Raw genomic sequence first — 247 nt, forward strand, 5'->3', positions numbered from 1 at the left:
AGTTACTATGACAAACGGCCGACAATCGGATTTGGTCAATGGGCCATTGATTTTTACAATATGGATGGCAGCACAAGTGCTCAGTTTTACCCAAACCAAATGGTCGGACACGATAACACAAAAGGTACTTCCATAACAGTTGAGACGGATAGCTTTTATAGCGTCAACTATAACTATTTTGCCGATAGCAGTTCTCCTTTCTTTCCTGTGTACATTACATCGATGCAAATGGGCTATACAACTGTAG

1 protein-coding gene is annotated in these 247 nt (G+C 40.9%); it reads left to right on the forward strand.

The features are described 5' to 3' along the window. Window positions 1-247, forward strand: a 247-nt coding sequence (locus CHH91_RS20730) for a hypothetical protein (RefSeq protein WP_176465872.1), incomplete at both ends; no start/stop codon positions are given.

Source organism: Virgibacillus sp. 7505, from assembly GCF_002272135.1.
GTDB lineage: Bacteria > Bacillota > Bacilli > Bacillales > Amphibacillaceae > Terribacillus.